At 69.9% G+C, this 18,956-nt stretch carries 18 protein-coding genes, 1 tRNA gene, 1 other RNA gene and 3 pseudogenes; 5 read left to right on the plus strand and 18 right to left on the minus strand.

What is annotated here, in order from left to right; all coding sequences use genetic code 11:
- Positions 1 to 287: 287 nt before the first annotated feature.
- The 4 genes from ABZ725_RS09220 to ffs all read right to left on the minus strand — a co-directional run bounded on the left by ABZ725_RS09220 (position 288) and on the right by ffs (position 6,693).
- A complete protein-coding gene (locus ABZ725_RS09220; protein WP_358802731.1) occupies positions 288 to 2,306 on the minus strand; it encodes a hypothetical protein in 2,019 nt (672 codons plus the stop codon).
- A gap of 326 nt (positions 2,307 to 2,632) precedes the next feature.
- Positions 2,633 to 3,895: a phosphoribosylamine--glycine ligase gene (purD, locus tag ABZ725_RS09225; protein ID WP_358802120.1), complete on the minus strand. Its 1,263-nt coding sequence runs from the start codon at positions 3,893 to 3,895 to the stop codon at positions 2,633 to 2,635.
- 180 nt (positions 3,896 to 4,075) lie between these two features.
- Positions 4,076 to 6,496 carry a DNA polymerase III subunit gamma and tau gene (locus ABZ725_RS09230; protein WP_358802121.1) on the minus strand — a complete coding sequence of 807 codons (2,421 nt, stop codon included), beginning with the start codon at positions 6,494 to 6,496 and terminating at the stop codon, positions 4,076 to 4,078.
- Between the two features lie 98 nt (positions 6,497 to 6,594).
- Positions 6,595 to 6,693, minus strand: an RNA gene (gene ffs / locus ABZ725_RS09235) — signal recognition particle sRNA small type.
- Between the two features lie 71 nt (positions 6,694 to 6,764).
- Between ffs and ABZ725_RS09240 the strand changes: the two genes are divergently transcribed.
- Positions 6,765 to 6,852: transfer RNA gene (locus ABZ725_RS09240), tRNA-Ser, on the plus strand.
- 466 nt (positions 6,853 to 7,318) lie between these two features.
- Complete coding sequence (locus ABZ725_RS09245; RefSeq protein WP_358802122.1) at positions 7,319 to 7,498, plus strand: hypothetical protein; 180 nt, start codon at positions 7,319 to 7,321, stop codon at positions 7,496 to 7,498.
- A 102-nt stretch (positions 7,499 to 7,600) separates the two neighbouring features.
- On the opposite strand, the gene ABZ725_RS09250 is transcribed toward ABZ725_RS09245, so the two are convergent.
- From ABZ725_RS09250 to ABZ725_RS09305, 12 genes and pseudogenes are all read right to left on the minus strand, one after another.
- Entirely contained in the window at positions 7,601 to 8,839 is a 1,239-nt protein-coding gene (locus tag ABZ725_RS09250; RefSeq protein WP_358802123.1) for a site-specific integrase, read from the minus strand.
- Between the two features lie 13 nt (positions 8,840 to 8,852).
- Complete coding sequence (locus ABZ725_RS09255) at positions 8,853 to 9,086, minus strand: excisionase family DNA-binding protein (protein ID WP_358802124.1); 234 nt, start codon at positions 9,084 to 9,086, stop codon at positions 8,853 to 8,855.
- Positions 9,079 to 9,873, minus strand: a complete 795-nt coding sequence (locus ABZ725_RS09260; protein WP_358802732.1) for a replication initiator — start codon at positions 9,871 to 9,873, stop codon at positions 9,079 to 9,081. The genes ABZ725_RS09255 and ABZ725_RS09260 overlap by 8 nt, the downstream gene beginning before the upstream one ends.
- Before the next feature lie 80 nt (positions 9,874 to 9,953).
- Positions 9,954 to 10,451, minus strand: a pseudogene (locus tag ABZ725_RS09265) (replication initiator); the annotation flags it as partial.
- A gap of 72 nt (positions 10,452 to 10,523) precedes the next feature.
- On the minus strand, positions 10,524 to 10,775 hold the full coding sequence (locus ABZ725_RS09270; RefSeq protein WP_358802125.1) for a SpdD protein: 252 nt from the start codon (positions 10,773 to 10,775) through the stop codon (positions 10,524 to 10,526).
- A 24-nt stretch (positions 10,776 to 10,799) separates the two neighbouring features.
- Positions 10,800 to 10,991, minus strand: a complete 192-nt coding sequence (locus ABZ725_RS09275) for a hypothetical protein (protein ID WP_358802126.1) — start codon at positions 10,989 to 10,991, stop codon at positions 10,800 to 10,802.
- A gap of 16 nt (positions 10,992 to 11,007) precedes the next feature.
- On the minus strand, positions 11,008 to 11,199 hold the full coding sequence (locus ABZ725_RS09280) for a mobile element transfer protein (protein ID WP_358802127.1): 192 nt from the start codon (positions 11,197 to 11,199) through the stop codon (positions 11,008 to 11,010).
- Between the two features lie 11 nt (positions 11,200 to 11,210).
- Positions 11,211 to 11,831, minus strand: a complete 621-nt coding sequence (locus ABZ725_RS09285) for a DUF2637 domain-containing protein (RefSeq protein WP_358802128.1) — start codon at positions 11,829 to 11,831, stop codon at positions 11,211 to 11,213.
- 81 nt (positions 11,832 to 11,912) lie between these two features.
- A complete protein-coding gene (locus tag ABZ725_RS09290) occupies positions 11,913 to 13,289 on the minus strand; it encodes an FtsK/SpoIIIE domain-containing protein (RefSeq protein WP_358802129.1) in 1,377 nt (458 codons plus the stop codon).
- Positions 13,289 to 13,644: pseudogene (locus ABZ725_RS09295) on the minus strand (hypothetical protein). The gene ABZ725_RS09290 and the pseudogene ABZ725_RS09295 overlap by 1 nt, the downstream one beginning before the upstream one ends.
- Before the next feature lie 173 nt (positions 13,645 to 13,817).
- A complete protein-coding gene (locus ABZ725_RS09300; RefSeq protein ID WP_358802733.1) occupies positions 13,818 to 14,099 on the minus strand; it encodes a DUF3027 domain-containing protein in 282 nt (93 codons plus the stop codon).
- Between the two features lie 14 nt (positions 14,100 to 14,113).
- Positions 14,114 to 14,902: a GntR family transcriptional regulator gene (locus ABZ725_RS09305; protein WP_358802130.1), complete on the minus strand. Its 789-nt coding sequence runs from the start codon at positions 14,900 to 14,902 to the stop codon at positions 14,114 to 14,116.
- Positions 14,903 to 15,009: 107 nt separating this feature from the next.
- Between ABZ725_RS09305 and ABZ725_RS09310 the strand changes: the two genes are divergently transcribed.
- The 3 genes from ABZ725_RS09310 to ABZ725_RS09320 are packed head-to-tail and all read left to right on the plus strand — an operon-like array spanning position 15,010 to position 16,269.
- Positions 15,010 to 15,417, plus strand: a complete 408-nt coding sequence (locus ABZ725_RS09310) for an NUDIX domain-containing protein (RefSeq protein WP_358802734.1) — start codon at positions 15,010 to 15,012, stop codon at positions 15,415 to 15,417.
- Positions 15,418 to 15,463: 46 nt separating this feature from the next.
- The gene (locus ABZ725_RS09315) at positions 15,464 to 15,892 is read left to right on the plus strand and encodes an ATP-binding protein (protein ID WP_358802131.1); all 429 of its coding nucleotides are present in this window, start codon (positions 15,464 to 15,466) and stop codon (positions 15,890 to 15,892) included.
- The gene (locus ABZ725_RS09320) at positions 15,886 to 16,269 is read left to right on the plus strand and encodes a hypothetical protein (protein ID WP_358802132.1); all 384 of its coding nucleotides are present in this window, start codon (positions 15,886 to 15,888) and stop codon (positions 16,267 to 16,269) included. Before ABZ725_RS09315 ends, ABZ725_RS09320 begins: the two co-directional genes overlap by 7 nt.
- A 958-nt stretch (positions 16,270 to 17,227) precedes the next feature.
- Here the strand turns inward: ABZ725_RS09320 and ABZ725_RS09325 are convergent.
- Together ABZ725_RS09325 and ABZ725_RS09330 are read right to left on the minus strand one after the other, a co-directional pair.
- The gene (locus tag ABZ725_RS09325; RefSeq protein ID WP_358802133.1) at positions 17,228 to 17,806 is read right to left on the minus strand and encodes a hypothetical protein; all 579 of its coding nucleotides are present in this window, start codon (positions 17,804 to 17,806) and stop codon (positions 17,228 to 17,230) included.
- 600 nt (positions 17,807 to 18,406) lie between these two features.
- A pseudogene (locus ABZ725_RS09330) lies at positions 18,407 to 18,956 on the minus strand (hypothetical protein); the annotation flags it as partial.

An 18,956-nucleotide genomic window follows, 5' to 3' on the forward strand; every position in this document is an offset into this window, starting at 1 on the left:
CGTGCGCGTTCGTCTCGTGTACCTCGCGTGCCTCGCGTACTTCGTGTGCCTCGCGTGTGTCTCGCGTTTTGTCTTATGTCGCGAGCCCTTGCCATGGGCTCTATCGGTCCCAGCACATCACATAACGCGCGCAGACAGTCACTATTCGTTGCGAATTGGCCGAAAGTGGAAGAGGGTGCTCCGGTAGGGCATTGCGGTGGCGATGCGGGCGGCGCGGTGGCGGTGGCGGGGTGGCGGTGGCGGGCGGCGCGGTGGCGGGGCTGCCGCTTCGCCGCGCCTCGCCGCGCTCAGCCGAGCCGTACCGGCTTCTCCGGACGTATGCCCAGCTCCACGAGCCAGGTGCGCAGCGGGACCGCGTCCCCGTCCTCGACGAGGCTGAGGATCCGGGGGGCCAGATCGGCCACGCGAACGCCGTCGACCATGAGTGTCGGGCCGTCGAGCCAGTCGAGGCCCGGGGTCGCGCCGACCGTGTCCATCGCGGCGCAGCAGACCATCGCCGTGACGTGATCGGCGAGGAGCTCGCGGTCGGTGCGCGGGGGCTGGAGGGGGAACAGGGGGAGCGCGGCGTCGTTCCAGAGCGCCGTGTCGGGGCCCTGGCCGGGCGTCGGGGGACCGACGGGAGCCGTGGGCGCGGCCGCCGCCTCCTCCCGGCCGACCTCGACACCGAGCCGGGCGGCAAGGGCGGCGCTGCGGGGGTTGGGGGGCAGGAGGTCCTCGCCGTCGAGGGCTTCGGGAGTGCGGGCGGGGTCGGAGTCGGCCGTGGGGGGCGTGCCGAGCGGCTCCGCCGACGGAGGCTCGGGCGGCGGGGCGGCCGGGTCCGTCGGGTCCGTCGGGTAGGACGTGTCCGTGTGGGGACCGTCCGCGCCCTGGTCCTCCTCCTCGGCGTCGGGCCGGTCCGCCAGGTGGTCCAGAACTCGGGCCAGGGTGGGGCCCCCGGGGTGGGTGATGCTGGTGGAGTGGGCAGAGCTCGTGAGGTCGAGGCTGCTCGTGGGGTCGAGGTGACTTGTGGGGCCAAGATGGCTTGTGGGGTCGAGACGGCTCGTGGGGCTGAGGTGGCTCGTGGGGCCAAGGTGGCTCGTGGGGCCGGGGGTGCGGCGGACGCCGAGGGCGTCCAGGACTCGGTGGAGGCGGGCCGCGTCGGTGCGCCACTTGCGGTCCACTACCTCGTCCGGGTAGTCCTCCCAGGCCACCGGTGACCAGTCCGGGCCGGGTTCCGCCGGGCCGCCGTGGAACAGGCGGGCGGCGAGCAGCGAGGCGGCCTCGTCGACGGCGCCGGGCTCTTCGAGCAGGTCACAGGCGGGGCGCTCGCCGAGCCGGGAGGCGAAGCCCTCGGCCAGCCGGTCGCGCCGGGACAGCTCGGTCAGGGCGGCGACGACTCCCGCGTCCAGCCGGGACGGCCAGCGGCCCATCCGCCAGGCGGGCAGCGCCACCCGTGTGAGCAGCCGGTCCCAGCCCGCGTACGCCAGGCCCACCTGTTCCTGCGCGACGATCCGCAGCCCGTAGTCCACAGCCTGTGCACGTTCGGCGGCCGCGGCGGCCACGCCCCGCTCCATCTCGCCGGCGTGGACCTGGCAGCCGCGCAGCATCAGCCGGGCGACCCAGCCGATGCCCGAGCAGAACGGCCGCAGGACGGGATACCGGCTGCCTCGGTCGGCACAGCCGGCCACCGCCGCGTCCAGCCCACGCACGAAGCGCCGGGCCGCGGCTATGTCCGGGTGCGCCGAGGGGCCCGTACCGGCGACCACCGGGGCGAGGACGGCGCGCAGCTCTCCGACCCGCATCCACCACAGGAACGGGGAGCCTATGACGAGCACGGGCGCTGCTGTCGCACGGCGGTGGAGAGCGCCGTTGGAGCCGCCCGCGCCGGCTATCTCGTCTCCGTCGCGGGGCGGGGGCGGGCCGTGGGCCGGGTGGGTGCGGTCCTCCAGCCAGCTGTCGCAGTCCGGGGTGAGCGCTATCGCGGAGGGCACAGGGACGTCGAGGCGGTCGGCGAGGTCACGGACCAGGCGGTACAGATCGGGGGCCGCCTCCTCGGCGACAGCGACCGTGGGACTGACAGCGGGGCGCGCGCGGGCGACGACCAGGGCGATCACACCCGCGGCGAGCAGTACGACGAGTGCGACGACGGACACGGTCCAGCGCGCGGCATCCCAGCCCGGGCCGACGAACTGGCCGGTGGAACCGCCCGCGAGCAGGATCACGGCGGCGGCCGCGGGCAGCAGCGCGACGGCGAGCGCCCGGCTGCGGATGCGCAGCACCGCCAGCGCCCGGGCCCGCGCGGCCTGCGCGCCCACCTCCACACCCATACCGGTCACGACCGGACCTCACCCCCTCCCTGCAGTCCTGTTTCCCCCGGCTGTCTTCGCAGTTGTCACTCCCCCACTGTGGCACCCGCCACTGACATCGCAATGCCGGTGGGCCAAGTGCCGGAACGAGTACCGGATGGCTTGCGCCGCACCCTAGTTGGCGCTCCGGCCCCCGTCAGCCGGATAGCTCAGCGCTCACTCGATGGAATGGCCTTGGGGAAAGGTGTATGACGCTGGGCAACGATCAGGCCCCGGGTTCCATGGGTCCTCGATGAGGAGTTCCATGGCGGCCCGGGGCCTGGGAAATACCTGGTCGGCGTGGGTGCCTACGCCTCGGCCGCCGCCTTCGCGGCGATGTCCGTGCGGTGCTGGGAGCCGTCCAGACCGATGCGCGCGACGGCCGTGTACGCGCGCTCGCGGGCCTCGGTGAGGTCCGCGCCGGTCGCGGTGACGGACAGCACGCGGCCGCCGGCGCTGACGACCGTGTCGCTGCCGTCGCCGTCGTACTTCGTCCCGGCGTGCAGGACGTACGCGTGCGGGGCGTCCTCGGCGGCCACCTCGGCGAGGCCGGTGATCGGGTCGCCGGTGCGCGGGGTGTCGGGGTAGTTGTGCGAGGCGATGACGACGGTGACGGCCGCGTCGTCCTTCCAGCGCAGGGCCGGCAGGTCGGCGAGCTCGCCGGTGGCGGCGGCCATCAGGACGCCCGCCAGCGGGGTCTGCAGCCGGGCCAGGACGACCTGCGTCTCGGGGTCGCCGAAGCGGGCGTTGAACTCGATGACCCGGATACCGCGGCGGGTGATCGCGAGGCCGGCGTAGAGCAGACCGGAGAACGGGGTGCCGCGGCGGTGCATCTCGTCGACGGTCGGCTGGAGAACGGTCTCCAGGACCTCCTGCACCAGCTCCGGGTCGGCCCAGGGCAGCGGCGAGTACGCGCCCATGCCACCCGTGTTCGGGCCCTCGTCGCCGTCGAGCGCGCGCTTGAAGTCCTGGGCGGGCTGGAGCGGGACGACGCTCTCGCCGTCGGTGATCGCGAAGAGGGAGACCTCCGGGCCGTCGAGGAACTCCTCGATGACGACGCGCTCGCAGCCGGCCGCGTGCGCCGCGGCGGCCGCCAGGTCGTCGGTGACGACGACGCCCTTGCCGGCGGCCAGACCGTCGTCCTTGACGACGTACGGCGCGCCGAAGGCGTCGAGGGCCTCGGCGACCTCCTCGGGGGTGGTGCAGACGTAGGAGCGGGCGGTCGGCACGCCGGCCGCGGCCATCACGTCCTTGGCGAACGCCTTGGAGCCTTCCAGCTCCGCGGCCTCCTTCGAGGGGCCGAACACCGGGATGCCCGCCTCGCGCACGGCGTCGGCGACCCCGGCGACCAGGGGCGCCTCCGGGCCGACGACGACCAGCTCGGCGCCGAGCTCCACGGCCAGCGCGGACACGGCCTTGCCGTCCAGGGCGTCGACCTGGTGCAGCTCGGCGACCTCGGCGATGCCGGCGTTGCCGGGCGCGCAGTACAGCGCGGTGACGGCGGGGTCGAGGGACAGTGAGCGGCACAGGGCGTGTTCGCGGGCGCCGCTGCCGATGACGAGGACGTTCACGGGGGTCAGCCTAACCGGCGGGGGCCGCGGTGTTTTGTGCGGGCTTCCGAGGGCGGAGGGGCGACGGCCTTGTGCGTTCCTCCAAATGAGTGCCGGTGCCGGGCCGGGGCTGGGGCGCATTTAGGGGCGTTTGGGGGCTTTTGGTGGTCTGCTCGCTCTACTCGCTACACGTTCCACTCGCTACTCGTTGGTGAACTCCTCCACCACCGTGGCCCCCAGCTCGCGGACGATCAGTTCGTAGCCGGAGAGGGCCGACTCGTTGAGGTCGGGGTCGTCGTCCTCAGGGGTGTCGTCCTCGGGGGCCACCGGTTCCGGGGCCGGGGGGCGCGGCGGGGCGGGAGCCGGGGCCGACGTCGACTGGGGTGCGTGCTGGGCAGGAGAGGCAGGGGCGGCCGGTGAGGGCGTGGACGGGGGCGGGGGCTGGGGTGCGGCCATGGCCGACGGCGCCGACGGGGTCGTCCCGCCACCGCCGCCGTAGCCACCGCCGTAACCACCGGTGTTGCCGGGGTTGCCGTAGCCGCCCGGGGCGCCGCCGCCTCCGCCGCCGAAGCCACCGCCCGCCGGGGGCGCCGAGCCGCCGGACGGGTCGACGATCGCGTCGATCTTCCATTGGACGCTGAACTGCTCGGACAGCGCCTGCCGCAGCACCTCCTCGCTGCCGCTGCTCGCGAAGTTGTCGCGGGCGCCGGCGTTGACGAAGCCGAGCTGCAGGGTCGTGCCGTCGAAGGCGGCGACGTGGGCGTTCTGGCTGAGCAGGATCCAGGTGAAGCGGCGTCGGTTCTTGACGGCTTCCAGGATGTTCGGCCAGAGCATGCGGGGGTCGAGACCGCCGGAGGGGGGCGCATACGCGGCGGCCTGCGCGGCTGATGTGGGCGACGCGGTCGGCGCAGTCGGCGCAGTCGGCGCGGGAGTGTGGGTGGGCGCCTGGGGACCGGTGGGGGTGGGTGCCGCCGGGGGACGTCCGCCGCCGCCTGCGGGCGTGGCCGTGGGCCAGCCGCCGGGTCGGCGCCCGCTGCCCGCCGCGGTGGCGGTGGGCCAGGCGCCGGGGGCGGGCGCGGCAGGTCCCTCGTCCACGGGCGGGACGGCTTGGGCCGCGACGGGAGCGGGAGCAGGCGTCGCGGGGGCCGGCGTCGCGGGAGCTGCGGGCGGGCTACCGGCTACCGGTGGCTGAGCGGGAGCAGGAGCGGGAGCAGGAGCCTGCGCGGCAGGCGGCTGACTCGGCTGCCCCGGCTGGCCGCCTTGGCCGCCCTGGGCGCCTTGGCCGCGAACGGCCGCACGGGCCGCGGCAGCCCCGCCGCCGGGCGGAACCGGCTCTCCCGGGCCCATGGCGGCACTGCTGTGCGCCTCGGGCCCGGGCACGTAGCCCATCGCCGGCATGGCGGGTGCCCCCTGCGCCACTGCCCCCATGCCTGGGCCCGCCATTCCTGGGCCCGCCGAGAAGTTCACGCCGCGCTCGATGCGGTCGAGCCTGGCCATGACCGACCGTTCGTCCCCATAGGCGGCGGGCAGCATCACGCGCGCGCAGATCAGCTCGAGCTGGAGACGGGGCGAGGTGGCGCCGCGCATCTCGGTGAGACCCTCGTTGACGAGGTCGGCGGCGCGGCTCAGCTCCGCGGCGCCGAAGACGCCGGCCTGGGCCTGCATGCGCTCGATGACATCGGAGGGGGCGTCGATGAGCCCCTTCTCGGCGGCGTCCGGCACGGCGGCGAGGATGACGAGATCCCGCAGCCGCTCCAGCAGGTCGGCGACGAAGCGGCGGGGATCGTTGCCCCCCTCGATGATCCGGTCGACGACCTCGAAGGCGGCGGCGCCGTCACCGGTGGCGAAGGCCTCGACGACGGAGTCGAGCAGGGAGCTTTCCGTGTAGCCGAGCAGCGAGGTGGCCATGGCGTACGTCACACCCGCGTCGGTGGCGCCGGCGAGCAGCTGGTCCATGACGGACATGGAGTCACGCACGGACCCCGCGCCGGAGCGCACGACGAGGGGCAGCACGCCCTCCTCGATCGGAATGCCCTCCTGCTGACACACCTCACCGAGGTAGTCCCGCAGCGTGCCCGGCGGGACCAGGCGGAAGGGGTAGTGATGGGTCCGCGACCGGATGGTCCCGATGACCTTCTCGGGCTCGGTGGTCGCGAAGATGAACTTCAGATGCTCCGGCGGCTCCTCGACGACCTTGAGGAGCGCGTTGAAACCGGCTGACGTGACCATGTGGGCCTCGTCGATGATGTAGATCTTGTAGCGGCTGCGGGCGGGGCCGAAGAAGGCCTTCTCTCGCAGGTCACGGGCGTCGTCCACACCACCGTGCGACGCGGCGTCGATCTCGATGACGTCGATGGAACCCGGCCCGTTCCTGGCCAGGTCCTTGCACGACTCGCACTCCCCGCAGGGGGTCGGCGTGGGCCCTTGCTCGCAGTTCAGGCAGCGGGCCAGGATCCGCGCGCTGGTGGTCTTCCCGCACCCGCGCGGCCCACTGAACAGGTACGCGTGATTGACCCGGTTGTTCCGCAGCGCCTGCTGCAGCGGGTCGGTGACATGCTCCTGCCCAATGACCTCGGCGAACGACTCCGGGCGATAACGGCGGTACAGCGCGAGAGACGACACGCATACGAGGTTATAGGCGACCACTGACATCGAGCCCCACGCACGAACCCCACCGCACCGCCCCCGCCCGAGCTACCGGAGCCTGCGAGCCGCCCGGAAACGCAAGCGCCCCCCACGCACCCGCCAGAGCCAACCTACCCTTGCTGCCTTCCGGCCCTGGGGGAGTTCAGTCAGATAGCGCCGCGTGAGGGGCTTCGCACAGGCTACAGGATCTGAGCGGGGGGAACGAGTTCGCGAGCACTCCTCAACGTCTTGTATTGTTTGCGGCGGAGGATTCGCCTAGAGGCCTAGGGCGCACGCTTGGAAAGCGTGTTGGGGGCAACCCCTCACGAGTTCGAATCTCGTATCCTCCGCCAGTGCCTCACCGGGCACGATGTCGAAGGGCTCCGCTGCTTGCAGCGGGGCCCTTCGTCGTTGTCCGTCTCACTTTCCGTCTCAGTTGGTTCCAGGACAGGTACCCGGCTCACGCCCAGGGGCTCCCGGTGCTTGCTGAGCGGTCATCCGCTGCGCCCACGTTCTATGCCACCGCCGGTTACCAACAACGGCTGGAGCACGGCCGGCCAATGCGCCAACGCGCTGGATTCGGGTGTGGAAGCACACCGTCCCAGGAGTTGCGCACCTAACCATCTGAGGGTGTAGGGCCCAACGGATCAATACGACCGAAGCGACAAAGACGCAGCTCAGGCAGGGGTTGCGGGGCTAACCCCCGCATCGCTGATTCTCGCCGTGCTGTCGGGGACCCCCGCAGCCCTCGGAAGGGATGGAGCACGCGTGCTCCCCCTCTCACGTGCGGGTCGCACGCCTACTCGAAGGTTGTTCTTGATGATCCTGATCATGCTCGTGCTCGCGACGGTGGTCGTCGTTCACACGCCGCTCGTGGCATCGGCGCGCGGTGGGCTGGTGCCCTTCCGCCCCGCGCTGACGGCGTCGGTCCAGGTAGCGATGAGTGACGTTATGACGATGGTGGCGCTGATGGCCGCTCTCAGGGCCGTCACCCGCTGACAGTCGCAGAGCGCATATCGCCCCTGCGAGACCCTCCGTCTGTTCCTTAGGCAGTCGAGAGCCCCGGCACATGATGGGCCGAGGCTCTCGACTTCGCCCGTCTCAGTTCGCCTTCGGGAGTTCCCACAGAGCGCCGCCGACTTGCTGCGCGACTTTTCGGAGCATGGTCCCCGTCACGTGCATGTACCGGGCGCGCATCCGGGCCGCTCCACCAGGCTCCCAACCCATGATCGAGTCGATCACGACGTCCGGGACGCCGAGGATCAGCAGGACGGTCGCGGCGGTGTGGCGAGCGTCATGGAGACGGCCGTTCCGGACACCCGCGTCCCGCAGGAGTCGCTTCCAGGTGTGGAAGTCGGTGTTCGGGCTCAGCGCTCCGCCGATCGGCGAGGCGAAGACGTACCCCTTGCCCTCCCAGTCGACACCGGCCGCGATCCGCTCCCGCTCCTGGGCTTCCTGGTGCTGGCGGAGAATCTTGATCAACGGATCGGGCAGCCCGATGGTGCGCCGCCCGGCCCGGGACTTGGTCGATTTGTGCTCGCGACGCGTCTGCTCCCGCTTGGGGCAGTAGCCCGCCTTCCGCCCGCACGGGTTGGGACCGCATCCGTGCGCGTACTTGGGGCGCAGTCGGTTCTTACGGATGCGGACGTATCCGGAGGCGAGGTCGACGTCTTCCCAGTGCAGGCCGAGCGCTTCCCCCTGACGGAGCCCGAGCGCCAGGGCGACGACCCATCGCGCGCTGTTGCGGAGCTTGGCCGCTTCGACGAGGAGGCTCTGCACCTCTTCGATCGTGTAAGGCTCGATGTCCTCTTCTTCGAGGCGCGGAGCTTTGGCGATCTCGGCCGCGTTGGTGGTGACGTGACCGCGTCGGACGGCTTCACCGAGAGCGACCCGGATGGTCCGGTGGGCGTGGTGGGCGGTGCCGGCCGAGCTCCCGGACGCCTGCATCTTCCGGTAGAAGCGTTCGAGGTGCTCCGGTTCCAGTCGGTCGAGCTTGTGGGCGCCCAGGCCAGGGGCGAGGTGAACACGGACGTCCACCTCGTAGCCGTCGTATGTGTTCTCGGAGACGTACGGCTTGGCGATGTTCTCGACCCAGTGCTCAAGCCAGGCTTGCAGCGTCCAGCTCTGCCCGGGCTTCCTGAGCTTCTTGTCGTCCCGCGCCCGTTCCATCTCGCGGACGGCCTTGGTCACCTCCGCCTTGGTCTTGCGCTCGATGTGGCGGCGGTCGGGCTTGCCGTCATCGCGGACGCCGACGGTCACTCGCCCGTGCCATTTGCCGTCCTTGCCGAGGTAGATCGACGAGGCACCGTTGGGCTGACGAGTGCGGTTCTTCTCTGCCATGTCGTCCCTTCCCTCAGGCCGCGTAGGCCGGTCGGTGGCGGAGCTTGGCCACATAGGCGGGTACGGCGTCGGCCGGAACTCGGCGGAGCCGTCCGACCGTGATCGACTCGATCTCTCCAGCGAGGACGAGGCGGAAGCACGTCGTACGGCCGATACGGAGGCGTCGAGCGGCCTCCTCGACGGTCAGGAGGGCCAAGGACGGGTCGTAGGGGTCAGTCGCCAAGGTGCGGACTTGGGGCTCAGCCATGGGTGGGCTCTCCTTCCGTTCCGGGGGCGGGTTCGAGGGATGCGGCGAGCCAGGCTTCGGCGTCGGATAGGCCGGTTCCGGCGAAGACCCAGTGAGCGAGGACGTACGTCGTCTCGGGCGCGTTGTCGGGTGTGGTGGCTGCTGCCTGTGCGCGTCGCCATTCAGCGCGGGCGTCGCGGAGTGCGCCGAGGGTGGTGGAGTAGCGGCGAGACTTGGTGGAGAAGTGGCCGCGGAAGCCGAGCATGTGGGCCCAGGCGCGCAGGCGGAGGTGTTCGAGGTCCTTGCGTGCGCCGAGGGCCCAGGCGGTTCGGATCAGGTGGCGGGCGTGCTCGCTGAGGTCGAGCTGGGCGAGTTCGGCGGCGAACTTGAGCGGGCGGTCGAGAGCTCCCGTGGCGGTTTCCGCGCCCTTGGTGGCGTACTTGGCGATGTAGGCGGCGACGGCGCGTTCGGTCAGCTCCTGGCCGTCGTTGAAGTCGGCGGAGCGGATGGTGCGGACGTCGAGTTGGCGGCCGAAGGCGAAGGTGTGGGCGCGGCCGTCGATGGTCGGGCCGTCGACGGCGACTTTGGATGCGGCGGCGTCGATGGCGTCGGTGAGCAGCTCGGCGGTGGCCCAGGCCGGGGGCGGGGTGTCCCCGCCGGTCGGGCCGTCGATGCGGATGACGGCGTGGAAGTGGACCGCTCCGCGCTTCTGGTATTCGGCGACCTTGGCGAAGGACACGCGTGCGTGGTGGCGGAGACGGCGCTGGGAGAGGCCTGCACGCTTGGCGACTTCCCGGTGCAGGTAGATCGAGAAGCGTCGCCAGAGGGGGCCTGCGTGGGCGTTCCAGAGGACGGCGGCTTCGTAGTCGTAGGTGTCGGGGTTGAGCGGGGTGCCGAGGGCGTCGTCGTCCTGGTCGTGGTGGGTGCCGCAGCGGCAGGGGCGGCCGTCGGTGCGGCGGTTGTGGACCGGGCCGAAGCCGGGGCGGTGAAGGTGGCGAAGACGCGGGGGTGGGTGGCGACGTGTTCGGGGGTGCCCCTGCCGCCACGTAGTCCGGCGGTGATCAGTTGGAAGGTGTCGCGGCGGTAGACCTCGGAGCAGGCCGGGCAGCGGGTCGTGCGGCGGTTGTTGCAGCGGACGAGGAGTTGGCCGGCCGGGAGGTCGCCCGAGTCGAGGCGGTGGAGGATGCGGCCGATCTCGCCGGTGGCGGTGTCGACGTCGTATTCGGTGCGGTGGCCGTCGAGGCGGATCGGGTGGGTGCAGCCGCCGAGCCCGGAGAGCTGGCGGAGGATACCGGGCAGGGTGCCGCCTGCGGCGAGGTTGCTGAGTTCTGGGAGTGGGGGCGGGGTGGCGCGGGTGAAGATGGCGGTTCTCCTTCTGACGGGCACTTCGGGAGGGGTGGGCCGCCGGGGCGGCGGATGCGTGGCTGTGTCGCGCCGCCCCGGAGGTCTGGCCGCAGGTCAGCGGCGGTTGTGGTCGCGGAGCAGGGAGCGCAGGACCACGGCGGCGACGGCGACCGAGATGGCGGTGACGGCGACGGCGGCCAGGAGCGCGGTGAGGACGACTCCGCCGACGAGGACGGCCGCGACGGTCTTCTGATCGATGGACACCGAGGGGAGCGAGCGCCGGACCGGGACGGGGGTCGGGTCGGTCGGGGTGTGGGTGTGCGCGGGCGGTGGGGTGGGGTTGTCCGGGTACTTGGGCAGGAACACTGCTGCGATCTCCTGTCTACTCGTCTAGATGTGTTGGCCGTTTATGACGGTCACGCCGGAGCGCGTGCCGGATTCGATGGCGGGGGCGAGGAAGGTGCGCGAGAGCCAGAAGCCGAAGAGGGTGATCAGGACGACGATCCACACTCGGACGCCGAGGTACTTGATGGCCGCCCAGGCGAAGAAGCCGAGGACGACGAGCGGAAGACTGACGGTCACGGGGTACGGGGTCCTTTCAGCGGACGGGACAGCGGTGGGTGCGGGCGGCCAGCTCGGCGGCGGCGCGGCTGTCGTAGTCGGCGGAGAAGTTGCAGCGCGGGGCGGTGCAGGCGACGGTGTGCTTCTCGCGACCCCGGTGGTCGTAGGCGGTGCCGACCTGCACGGGGCCGATGCGGGTGACGTTGCGGAAGCGGCGGTTGGCGGTCATCAGAGCTCCCTTTAGAGGTGGGCGGCGATGGCTTCGGCCATGGGCGCCGGGACGCCGAGGCGGGCGCGCAGGGTCGGGACGTCCATGGGGGTGCCGGTCCGGGTGTGGTGCTCGGCGGCGACCTTGCGGGCGTGGTCGATGAGGGCGGCCGGAACCGGGACGGCGGGACGTTCCGGCGGTGCCTCGATGGCGGGTGGGGCGGGCGGCTCGGGTTCGGATTCGGGCTCCTCCTCCTGGCCCTCGATGGTCATGACTTCGTCGGCCGCCTTGGGTGCGGAGTGGGCGAGGAGGGTTCCGCCGAGGAAGGCGACGGCGGGCCAGCCCGCGACGAGGATGCGCAGCCAGGCCGGGACGTTGCCGAGGTCGAGCAGGCCGGCCGTGGCGACGTTCGCGCCGAGGGACGCGGCGAGCGCGATGACGAACCAGCACCAGGCCGCACCCTTGGCCGAGCCGGAGCGCAGTCGACGCCAGGCGGCGACGAGCAGCAGGTCGACAGAGACGGGGTAGGCCCAGGCCTTCCAGCCGTCCTGTCCGGCCGCGACGGCGACGTCATGGATGTGCGCGAAGGACAGCGCGGCGGCGATGAGCGCCTGTACGAGCACCGCGTCGACGCGGGCCAGTTGGGCGCGCATGGCGGCTCCTTCCGGGATCAGGCATGGGAGGGGTAGGGACGTGGCGCGAGGAGGTCACGCCGACCGTTGAGGTGAGGGGTGTCAGTCCGTGACGGGGTGCGGCTGGACTGCGGGGGCCGAGGTCTCGACGGGCCGTACGGGGACGTCGGGCCGGAAGGGCTTCAGCGCGGGCAGCTCGGGCACCAGGTGAGCCGTCTCGCGGCAGACGTCGGCGGCGTCGCCGAGGGAGAGGTACGGCGTGCGGATGCGGGACCAGCCGCCGGAGGTGTCGCCCGCGACGGCGAGGCAGGGGCGTTCAGGGGCGATGGCGCAGGCGGCGAGGACCGCTTCGGGCGCGATGTCGCCGAGGGCCATCTTCGCGGAGGCTTCGTCGTTGACGCGGTGGCAGACGCGGCCGGTGAGCTGGGCTCGGAGCATGGTCGCGCCCTTGCCCAGCTCAGCGCCGAAGCGCTGCCCGCAGACCTCCAGGTAGATGCCGGCCGCGCGGCCGAGCTGGGCGAGGCGGATGAGGTGGGTGACCATCTCGTCGCGCCGTTCCTCGTCCTTGCGGGTGGCGGTCAGGAAGAGCTCGGCCACCTCGTCGACGAACAGCACGATGGGCACGGGCCGTTCACTCTCGGGCAGACCCCAGATGTCGGAGGTGATCTCTTCGTCGGGGAGATCGGGGGCGATGCCCTGTCGGGCCTTGATCAGGTCGTATCGGTCCTCCATCTCCTTGACCAGGACGGGCAGCAGCTCGGATGCTTCGTCCGGGGCAGTGGCGAGGGCCGACAGACGCGGCGCGAACGGGGCCAGCTCGACCCCGCGCTTGCAGTCGACGCCGACGAGGGCGACGTTCTGAGGGGCGAGCCCGGCGACCAGGTGTCGGAGGTACATGGACTTGCCCGAGAGCGTTGCGCCGAGGGTGAGTTGGTGGGGCACGGCCCGGTAGTCCCGTATGAAGGGCATGGCGTCCTCCCGCAGCGCGACCGGCACCTTGAGGAAGCCGCCTTCGACCTTGCGGGGCATCCGTACCTTGCGCAGGACGTCGAAGCCGACGAGCCGCAGTTCGACGACACCCGGCTTGACGGTGGAGACGTACACGGCATGGACGCCCCAGGTGTGCCGCAGCCGTTCGGCCGAGGCGGCGACGTCGGTGGGTTCCTGCCCCGGAGCGAGGCGGAGCCGGAGCCGTAAGCCGGTAGTGGTCGGCCGGATGATGCCCCGGCGGGGCGGTACGGGCCGGACCTCACGGCGGGTGGTGGCTTTGACGGCGAGGACTCGCAGTCGGGAGGGGGCGACGGTCAGGCCGCAGGCTTCCATGACCGAGGCGTACGAGCTGAGGAGGCGGACGGTGGATATCGGACCGCCGACCGCCGACCAGTAGAGACCCGGGTGGTTGGCCCGGGTGTAGGCGGCCCCGCCACCGAGCGCGGCGACAGGACCGCCCACCTCCAGGAGCGTCGTCAGGTCGGACATCAGGCCGAGGCCCCCATGAAGGCCGGGAAGGCGGCCGGAGTGACGGCGGCGGCGCGGTAGGCGATGCCGTGACGCTGCTGCCCGTTGAACACGGACTCCCACGGCCGGGCGATGAGCCCCGGCAGCGAGACCGGAGCCCCGAGGTTCAGCCCCTCGGAGACACCGCCTTCCGGGACGGTGACCTTGATCAGCGAGGACTCGCCGTCCTCGATGTAGACGACGCCGATGGTCATCAGCGCCTCACCGCTGACGGCGTTTTTGGCGATCTCGCCGGTCTGACGGTCGCGGACCTTCGGCTCAGGGCTTCCGTCAGGAGGACGGTCGCGGCGGAGGTCTCAACACGGATGGTGCGCACAGTGGCGCTCCTATCTACTCGTCTATACAAAATGCGATCTGCGAACCCGATCTCTCGGGCTCACGACGATCACCCTGCCGCACAACTTGCCCACTCGTCTATACGAGTAAGCGTGTTGGGGTGTACGAGTTCGGAGAAGCGTCCTCCACGCACCGCCCTACCCTCCAGCGACGTCACCCGAAGGAACCGTCCTCACGGATGGCGAAGGAATCGCAGCCGTCATGCTCGAAGCGCACCCGCCCGTCGAACGTCGAGTCAGGATCAGTGCAGACTCCCCAGTCCCGCCCCAGCTCGCCGCTCAGCGCGACCCAGAACCGGCAACCGCCGCACTGCTCGTCAAACCACTCATCCCGGTATCCGGGCTGATCAGTGCGCCTATTCTGCACCCGCAACCAGCGCTCATGACATGCATCGTTGTGCTCGCGGTCGTCGCCTGTCCAAGCCCCACCAGGCATCAGGCGGTCCGCGCTCACGTGGCCGGGAGCTGGTACGACAGGACGTAGGCGTCCGCCGCCATGACCGTGTCGCAGACCTCGACCGGTCGCTCCTCGGTGTCGAAGGCGGTCCGGATCAGATGGATCACGGGCACGCCGGCCGCCAGGCGAAGCGTCTTCACCTCGACGGGCGAGGGCATCCGGGCCCGGATCTCCTCCTCGAAGTGGTCGAGGCGGTGCCCCAGCTCTTCGAGACGGGCGTAGATGCCGCCGGGACCGGGGTTCGGCTCGGCGATCTGCGTACCGCGCGCGATGTCGAGCGGCAGGTAGGAGGTGGCGAACTCGACCGGCCGCCCGTCGAGGAGATACCGGCGCCGACGTGCAAGGACCCGCCGCACGGACCCGAGCCGCGTGGAGATGTCCTGACTGGCCTTCTCCTCCTTCACCTCAAGACTGTCGACCTGCGGGTGACTGCCGACGGCATCGGCCTCGACGATGAAGGCAGACTTCCCCTGCTCGCGGTGCCGCCGGGCGAACCGGTCGGAGGCGAGCCGTCGAACGGGCGGGCGCGGCCGGACGAACACGCCCTTGCCGTGCTCGGCGTGGACCAGGCCCTCGCCCTGGAGGATGGAGAAGGAGTTTCTGACCGTCATGCGGGAGACGCCGTAGTGGTCGACCAGCTCGGCCTCTGAGGGTAGTTTCTCGCCCTCACGAAATCGCCCGCGGTCGATGGCCTCACGTAGTTGGTCGGCGATCTGGCGAAAGACCGCACGATCGCTCGTGGGGTCGAGATCACCGAGCAGGCCCGAAGACAGAGGGCTCACGTGTACTCCTTTAGGTATCTAGACGAGTGGGTGAGTGTTGTTGCTACGGTGGAGAGCCTAGCCATCCGAGAGGGCCGAGGAACGTGAGCGCAGAACGCCCGCACTCCGTGAGCGTGGCCGGGGTCGTCGTCGACGACCGGGGCCGAGCCCTCCTGATCCAGCGCCGCGACAACGGTCACTGGGAACCGCCGGGCGGCATCCTCGAACGCGGGGAGACCATCCCCGAAGCCCTTCAGCGCGAGGTCCTCGAAGAGACCGGCGTCAAGATCGCGCTTCCCGCGACCCTCACCGGCGTCTACAAGAACATGACGGGCCTGATCGTCTCGCTGGTCTTCCGCTGCGAAGCGGCCGACGGCACGCCCACCACCGGCGACGAGACGCGTGCCCTGCGCTGGGTCACCCGTGAAGAAGTCTCCGAACTCGCCGACGAGGCGTACGCGATCCGCGTCATCGACGCATTGGACGCGGCGTCTCCGCCGGCCATCCGCGCCCACGACGGCGTGAAACTCGTCTAGTCCGAACCCGCTGCACATGGCGGCCTACCAGCATGAAGGAACTTGTATGCACGAGTATACGAGTACTGCCCGGGTCTGGGGACTGTCTTGCCCAGGTTTCCCGGAAGAGGTCAGCCGGGCTCGCCGCTGGACGCGCGACATCCTGCGCGGCTCCCCTTTTGCCGAAGACGCCGAACTGATCGTGAGCGAGCTCAGCGCGAACGCGATCCTCCACACGGCCAGCGGCTTGGAGTCCGGCAGCTTCCACCTGGCCGTAGCGGTCTCGGCGCAGGTGGTCGCGGTCTCGGTCACGGATGACGGAGGCACGGGCACGGCCCCCAAGGCCGAGCACCAGGACCAGGACGCCGAACACGGCCGGGGCCTGGGCATGGTCAGCGCGATCGCCCACCGGGTCGTCATCCACGACAGCGACGGCGGCCACACAGTCACCGCGGAGCTCTTCACACAGACTCGCCGAGGAGTCCACCCATGCTGAGGATCACGACCAGGAGCGGCTTCTGGTGCGAGTGCTGGACAGAAAAGCTGGACGGACAACATCCGCCGACCCTCTTCGGATCCTTCGACGCCTACTCGGCGGTCGAGGCGAACAACTGGGTGGCCGCGATCCTGCGCACCATCTCACCGGCCCTCGACACGGCCGCCTCCCAAGAAGCCTGGACACGACTCCACGACCACCGCATCGACACGAGACGAGCCCTCTTGCACCGGGAGCCGTGGACGGTGTCCATCACCCACGTCAGCACACGCATCACATGGACAGTCCGACCAGCGCTCTTCCTGCCAATGGCGCACCGCCAGGACGTCGAACTCCCAGCCTGCACGAACGACTTCAAGCCCCGCAGCACCGACTGAGTTACAACCTTCTTTACGGGTTCAAGCACCCGTCGTCGCTTCGCTCCTCCGGGCGGGCGCGGGCGACCGGCGGCGCCCGCACTCATGTCTCCGCCCCGCTCGGCACCGCCGGCCGCCCGCGCCCGCCCAAGAGGCAGGCATACGGGCATGAAGTCAGAACACGTCGTGGCTGGGGCGGTCGGCTCCACGACTTTAGGCAGCCACTTTGGGGCGAGCCTCGAAGATCATGGCCCAACGTCGTGCTTTAACGGGCAGGTCCACAGACTGCCCGACTCGCCATCAGCTTAATGGGCCATGATCACTCGCCCCAAAGCAGCTCCAGCCCAAAGTCGTTCCACCGACCGCGTGATCGGGCTGGGGGCGCGAGCCAACCTCACGAATGCGCTGCACGAGTGAGCTGGTTGCGCCCTCCATGCGACCTCAACTGCCTGGCAAACTAGGAGGCTGGATGCCCTAAGAACACTTTTCATGGGGGTATTAGTGGATCCCTTATGGATTCTCCTTATAGCTGACGCTTCAATATTTTTCCTACTCTTTGTCGTGATCAACGCCAAGGATCTCGCCAGGGCCCTCGCTAGGGTCTTCAGAAAACCGACTCCTCACTCACCTTCGCGCGTGCGACCTGCGAGTGCCCGATTCGTTGCAAGTCGCCGTGAAGTGAGGGACACATACCCGAGGTTCAGGGCCGGCCTCAATGAGGTCACGGATATTCACCCTCGCTAAGCCGCGGCGTCGGTCCGCGTTGCGCACCCTCCGGGCCGTCTTGGGGCCGCCGGAAGGTACGCAACGACGACCAACGCTGACAACCACCGACAGCTAAGTCGCAGGTCGCAGCGTTGATCGATTGCGCGGCCACAGGTCAGAGACCCGGCCCTTCACTTCTTCGGCTACTGATCGCTCGCGGCGGCACTTGACTCGCATAGTGAGACTCCGCCGAACGCGATGCCAAGATCTGGGTTCACGAGGCGAGGAGGGCCGCAATCTGGGCTATGAGCCCGACAGCAATGAGGAACCAACCGAGCACCTGTTCATGTAGGCCTTCGAGGGCATCACGCTTCGCCTGTTCATCGAGCGCCGAGATCTGCGTTCCGAGGTGCGAAGCAGCTTGTTGATCTCCCTTGTCTCGGACCTGCTCCTCCTGTCTCAGGTCATGTTGCACGTCCTGAGCCAACTGGAAGACGCGGTTCAGCCGACGCTCAACCTCTGCCGTGAAGGCTGCTGGCTCCTGCGTTACGTCTGGCAAGGGCCCGAACTGAACGAGGCCACGGACACTCATGGCGGCCTCCACGGACAGAGCCGTGCCGAGGGTGGCTGTGATGGTTGGAGCGGGTCGTCGAAATGCGCGGCGAACGGCACGGGTGAGACCAGAACGCCAGCGCTCAACCATCGCAGCTTCAGTTGCGAGCACGCGCTTGAAGAACGAATCGCCAGGGGCAGCGACACTCTTGAACGTTCGGCGAAAGCCGTCGGCAGCATTGAGCAGCCCTAGAGCCGAAAACCCAACGCTGATCAAGTTGAACGTCGTTTCAGCGGACACGGGATCATCATGATGTCGGGTAGCAGATCAAGTCACGCGGTCAGGGTGCCTGGTCACACCGGAGGCCAGCCCCGGAGTACGCCCCAGACGCCCTGAGCTTCCCAAGCTGAGGTCTCCGGCCATCGTCACGGGCCGGCCGTGTCCGCTTGCTCTGGTCGACGACACACCCCCATAGCGTGGCTGAGACCGGTGGGGGTACAGCGAGGCATACGCGTGCGTGGTCGGTTGGCGCACCCGCCGTCGTGGTTGACTGTCGTCGGCTGAGGTTCATACCACTGTCGTGCCAGATGCAGGGGTCAGCCACGATCAACGGGGGTGTATCGGGGTCGTGTTCTCGGCAACCTGCCCTGGTTCAGCCCTCACGACATCACGTTTTGAAGATCAGTAGTTGCTGTGCTCGTAGGAGCCCAGGCAAATACGCCTACGCTGCACAGCGCGGCTGGCGTCGGCCGGACAACACGCGCCGCCCTCCATGCCTACGTCATCGGGCCCGCGTCATCACCCGCCCGCGCCCACAGGGGCGCGAAATACCAGGCCGGGGGTGGGGGCGGTCGGCTTGGGTGTAATGCCCGGGAAGCTCTCGGAGCGAAGAGGCGCTGGTCAACGAATATTGTTGATAACCGACATAGCCGTCTGATGGCGCAGCGCTTGAAGCTGGTTCAGCAGTACGCCCATCTCCTCCTTCTCATTGATTCTCTTCTGCAGCAAATACCGAGCGCGGGCTTTTGGGTCCATCAAACTCAACATTGCCCGTTCGTCCTGAGTCAGGTGCTGTTCGGCGGTGTCGTTATCGTCGCGGGCGCGGGCGAGCCCGCCCAGGGCGAGGGTGGCAGTTGCCTGACCGAGAGGACTGCCAGTCTTCCGGTAAAGGCCGAGGGCGTCGCGGTAATGCCGCTCGGCAGTTCCGTAGTCAGAGCGGACCTGGGCGAGCTCACCCAAGCCGAGGGTGGCAGTTGCCTGACCGAGAGGACTGCCAGTCTTCCGGTAAAGGCCGAGGGCGTCGCGGTAATGCCGCTCGGCAGTTCCGTAGTCAGAGCGGACGTGGGCGAGCCCGCCCAAGCCGAGGGTGGCAGTTGCCTGACCGAGAGGACTGCCAGTCTTCCGGTAAAGGCCGAGGGCGTCGCGGTAATGCCGCTCGGCAGTTCCGTAG

The organism is Streptomyces sp. NPDC006872, assembly GCF_040635845.1.
In the GTDB taxonomy this organism is placed as follows: domain Bacteria; phylum Actinomycetota; class Actinomycetes; order Streptomycetales; family Streptomycetaceae; genus Streptomyces.